Here is a 4,344-nt window from a genome sequence, read left to right as displayed (position 1 = left end):
GCTCTGGGGCGAACGCACACAGCCGCTGGGCGCGGCTGCGTTGCCCGAGCGGGGGCGGGCGGGGGAAGGGTGCGTAGTGCGTCGTGCGCTGAAAGGGTCAGGCGAACGTGTCGATCAGGCCAACGGAGCGCTGCGTGACGCTCGCGACGGTGCTGCTCGTGTCGTCCACGGCGTCCGCTGCGCTCAGCGTGCTGCCCGAGCCCGAACCGGAACCGCCGGAGCGGCCCGAACCGCTGCCTTGCTGCTGCGCCTGCTGGTTCATCTGCCGCGAGAAGCCGTCGCTCACGCTCGCGCTGCCAAGGCCGATGCCGTTTTGCTCCATGGCCTCGCGCAGCTTCGGCAGGGCCGCTTCGACGGCCTCGCGCACCTGCTGGTGCTGCGAGACGAAGAGCGCGTGCGCGTGGCTTTCCGAGACCTGCAGGACGACCTGGAGTGGTCCGAGATCCTTCGGATTGAGCGTGAGTTCCGCCGACTGCTGGTGCGCGTTCGAGAGGAACACCACTTTCTGGCTGAGCGCGTCTTCCCAGTCGTTCGTGCCGACCTGCGGCGCGATCGACGCGGAAGCGGCTGCCGCGGCCGCCGGATTCGCGCTTGCGCTGGCTGCCTGAGCGGCCTGGGCCTGCGCGGCCGTTGCGGCGGCGAGCGCCGCGGCCTGGGTTGCGGCGAGCGCGTCGGTCGTGGCGGTGCTCGCCGTGGCGTCGGTCTGCGTGGCCGCGCCTGCTTGCTGCTGGGCCGCTGCCGTGAGCGCGTCGGTGGCGGCCTTCGCGGTGTCGGTCGCGGCGGTCGCCACGCCCTTGGCCGCATCGGCGCCGCTGCTCGTTGCCGTGCCGAACGCCTTGCTTTGGGCGGTCGCGCTCAAATGCGTGGCGAAGCTGCTGGCGATGCCGGCGCCGGCGCCCGTGCTGGCCGTGGTTGCGCCATTGGCCGCCGAACTGGCCGCGCCGGCCGTGTTCACCGCACGCGTGGTGAGCGTACCCGCGCCGCCGCGCAACTGCGCGAGCGCGGCTTGCAGGGCGTCGTTCACCGACTTCGGGTTGGCGCTCGCGGCGCTGGCCGTGCCCGTGCTCGTGCCGTCGGCGGCCGTGCCCGCGCCGGCGGCTGCCGTGGCGGCCGCTGCCGCAGCGGCGGACGCGACGCCCGCGAGCGTGCTGTCGCTGCTCGTCTGGCCAGACGCCTGGCTGCCGTCGGCGTTCGTGTCGGTGCTCGCGTCGCTCTGGGCCTGCTGCGCCTGCAGGGCTTGCTGCGCCTGCGCCGCGGCGGCTTGCGCACCTGCGTCCGCAGCCTGCTTTTGCTGGGTGCGCGCGGCGGCGCGGCGATCCGCGCTCGACGTGGCCTGCGAGCCCTGGCTCGAGTTCGAGCTCGACGTCTGCGAAGCGCTGCTGCTGCTTTGCGAGGCGCCACTGTCGGACGTGTTCGCACTCGACTGCGCGGAGGCATTCGACTGCGCGTTTTGCGCCGCCTGGGCGTTCTGGCTGGCCTGCGCGCTTTGCGCGTTCATCTGCTGTTGCAGCGTCTGCGCGAAGCCCTGGCTGGCGGCATCGGCCTGGCTGACGGTGTTCGATGCCGTGTTCGACACGGCGTTCGATGCGGAATTGCCCGTCACCGCGTCGGCGGCGGCGCCGAAAATTGACGAGAGGGAAGAGAGGAGCGACATACTGGCGGCCTCGATAACTGATTACGGATGTTGCGACGTTCGCATGCGTAGCACGCGGGCGGCGTGCTCGTCGGCGTCGCGCTGTTCGCGGCGGGCGTCCTTGAGGGCCTGCACGTCCTCCTGGCGCGTTTGCAGGACCTCGTACGAGCCGAGCTTCTGCTTGCTGCGCTGCCATTCGGGCTTGGTGGCCTCCACGCGCGCGGTGGCCTGCTCGAGCAGGCGCCGCTGCTGTTCGATCGCCGCGTCGAGCGTGTCGATGAACGCCTGGAAGTTGCGCACGTTGCCCGCGGCCATGCCGCTGCGCGCCGATTCGGTGAAACGCGTGTGGTATTCGTCGCGGTAGGTGATGAGCGCCTCTAGCTGCTTTTCGACCTCGATGCGCTCGCGCTGCACGCGGCCGAGCTTTTGCGTGGCGGCGTCGACGTCGTCTTGCGCGAGGCCGATCAAGGTTTGCAGCGCGGTCTGTTTCGTCATGTCCTGGCTCCGATCAACTGGCCGAGCATCTCGACGCTCTGATCATAGTTCGCGGTTTCGCGAAAACCCTGCTGAAGAAAAGCTTCGATGCGCGGATACAGCGCGATCGCGCGGTCGAGCACGGCGTCGCGCCCGCTGACATACGCGCCCACGTTGATGAGGTCGCGGTTGCGCTGGTAGCGCGAAAGCATCTGCTTGAGCGCGCGCGTCTGGTTCAGATGCTGGTCGTCGATCAGCGCGGTCATCGCGCGGCTGATCGAGGCCTCGATGTCGATGGCCGGATAGTGCCCCGCCTCGGCGAGCGCACGCGAGAGGACGATGTGGCCGTCGAGAATCGCTCGCGCCGAGTCGGCGATCGGGTCCTGCTGGTCGTCGCCTTCGGTGAGCACGGTGTAGAACGCCGTGATCGAGCCGCCGCCCTCGGGGCCGTTGCCGGTGCGCTCGACGAGCGCCGGTAGCTTCGCGAACACCGAAGGCGGATAGCCCTTGGTCGCGGGCGGCTCGCCGATGGCGAGCGCGATCTCGCGCTGCGCCATCGCATAGCGCGTGAGCGAATCCATGAGCAGCAGCACGTGCTTGCCCTGGTCGCGGAAATATTCGGCCAGCGACGTGGTGTACGCGGCGGCCTGCATGCGCAGGAGCGGCGACACGTCGGCGGGCGCGGCCACGACGACCGAGCGCGCCAGGCCGTCCTCGCCGAGGATCTGCTCGATGAATTCCTTCACTTCGCGGCCCCGCTCGCCGATCAGGCCGATCACGATGACTTCCGCGCTGGTTGCGCGCGCCATCGTGCCGAGCAGCACCGATTTACCCACGCCCGAGCCCGCAAAGAGGCCCATGCGCTGGCCGCGCCCGACCGTGAGCAGCGAGTTGATCGCGCGCACGCCCACGTCGAGCACCTTGTGGATCGGCTCGCGGTTCAGCGGATTGATGACGGGCGCGGTGAGCGGCGCGTCGGCTTCGGTGTTCAAGGGGCCGAGGCCGTCGAGCGGGCGGCCCGAGGCATCGACCACGCGGCCGAGCATGCCCCAGCCCACCGGCAGGCGCTTTGCGCCCGCTTTCGGGTCGGCGATCGGCGCGGTTTCGAGCGGCCAGACGCGCGCGCCGGGCAACAGGCCCGCGACTTCGGTCGTCGGCATCAGAAAGAGTTTGTCGCCGCCGAAGCCGACCACTTCCGCTTCGGCCATCGGCAGCGAGCTGCCCGGCGGCAGCTCGATCATCACTTCGGCGCCCACGGCGAGGCGCAGCCCCACCGCTTCGAGCACGAGGCCCGCCGCGCGCGTGAGGCGTCCACAGCCGCGCAGCGGCAGGGCGAGCGCGTTACGCTCGCGCACACCGCGCAATTGCGCGTTCCACGAAGTCAGAAACGGGTTGGCCGGGTCGTAGTTCGCCGGCGGCACGTAGGGCGCGGGCGCAGCTTCGGCCTCGACCGGCGCGCCGTGATCGGTCAGGCTCGGCGGCGCATCGAAAGTATCTGCGTCGATCGCTGCGTCGATCGCGTCGATGGCGCCCTGCTCGCGTGCCTCGCGCTTGCTCGGGATGTCGAGGTCGCCCACGAGCAGCGCGCCAAGATGCGCGGGGTCGCTTGCAAGCGGGCCGAATGACGCGAGCGCGAGTTCCTGCTCGAGCGGCGTGAGGCCGCCCGTGTGGATCGCGTGATGGATCGCTTGATGGCTCGGCGGTTGGGGATGATTCACCATGGCCGTGCCTTGCCAAGCGCGGCCGTCACGCGCTCCCAGCGCGTGCGGATGCTGGCGTCGGTTTCGCCCGTCGCGGCCTGCGCGCGGCAGCCGCCGCGCTCGATCGTCGGGTCGGTGCGCACGCTCCAGCCGCGCGCCTGAAGGTCGTCGAGCAGATAGGCTTCGACGATCGGCAGATCGGCGGGGCTCACCACGAGCTGCGGGGAACCGGCGAGCTGCGGCTCGGCCACGAGCACTTCGCGCGCGACCGCGACGAGCGCCGTCGGGTCGTGCTGAACGTGCTGGCGCACGACCTGCTGCGCGATGTCGAGCGCAAGCTCGACGAGCGTGTCGGCCACGCCTGCCTGCGCCGTTTCGAGCGCATCGCTAAAGCGGCTTGCAAGCGCCGCGAGTTGCGCCGCTTGCGCGCGCGCCTCGGCCTGGCCCTGTTCGAAGCCCTGCTGGCGGCCCTGCTCGTGCCCGGCCTGATAGCCGAGCGCCTGGCCCGCCACGTGGCCGGAACGCAGCCCTTCCTGG

At 70.7% G+C, this 4,344-nt stretch carries 4 protein-coding genes; all 4 read right to left on the bottom strand.

Going from position 1 to position 4,344, the window contains the following annotated elements; genetic code table 11:
• Nucleotides 1-97 precede the first annotated feature (97 nt).
• Nucleotides 98-1,654 (bottom strand): flagellar hook-length control protein FliK, encoded by a 1,557-nt coding sequence (locus VSR72_RS43815; RefSeq protein ID WP_342958395.1) that lies wholly within the window; start codon nucleotides 1,652-1,654, stop codon nucleotides 98-100.
• Nucleotides 1,655-1,675: 21 nt separating this feature from the next.
• On the bottom strand, nucleotides 1,676-2,128 hold the full coding sequence (gene fliJ / locus VSR72_RS43810) for a flagellar export protein FliJ (protein ID WP_342958394.1): 453 nt from the start codon (nucleotides 2,126-2,128) through the stop codon (nucleotides 1,676-1,678).
• Nucleotides 2,125-3,828 (bottom strand): flagellar protein export ATPase FliI, encoded by a 1,704-nt coding sequence (fliI, locus tag VSR72_RS43805; RefSeq protein WP_342958393.1) that lies wholly within the window; start codon nucleotides 3,826-3,828, stop codon nucleotides 2,125-2,127. The genes fliJ and fliI overlap by 4 nt, the downstream gene beginning before the upstream one ends.
• Nucleotides 3,822-4,344 (bottom strand): flagellar assembly protein FliH (fliH, locus tag VSR72_RS43800; RefSeq protein WP_342958392.1); only part of this gene is annotated, 523 nt, incomplete at its 5' end. The genes fliI and fliH, both read right to left, overlap by 7 nt.

The sequence above is a fragment of the Paraburkholderia sp. JHI869 genome, from assembly GCF_038900775.1.
In the GTDB taxonomy this organism is placed as follows: Bacteria; Pseudomonadota; Gammaproteobacteria; order Burkholderiales; family Burkholderiaceae; genus Paraburkholderia.
Note: the sequence above shows the minus strand (reverse complement) of the source record. Positions and strands in the feature narration are given on the sequence as shown.

Excerpts from the sequence above, each read along its gene's own strand:
- fliJ (WP_342958394.1), bottom strand. The coding sequence starts at position 2,128 with ATGACGAAACAGACCGCGCTGCAAACCTTGATCGGCCTCGCGCAAGAC.
- fliI (WP_342958393.1), bottom strand. The coding sequence starts at position 3,828 with ATGGTGAATCATCCCCAACCGCCGAGCCATCAAGCGATCCATCACGCG.
- VSR72_RS43815 (WP_342958395.1), bottom strand. The coding sequence starts at position 1,654 with ATGTCGCTCCTCTCTTCCCTCTCGTCAATTTTCGGCGCCGCCGCCGAC.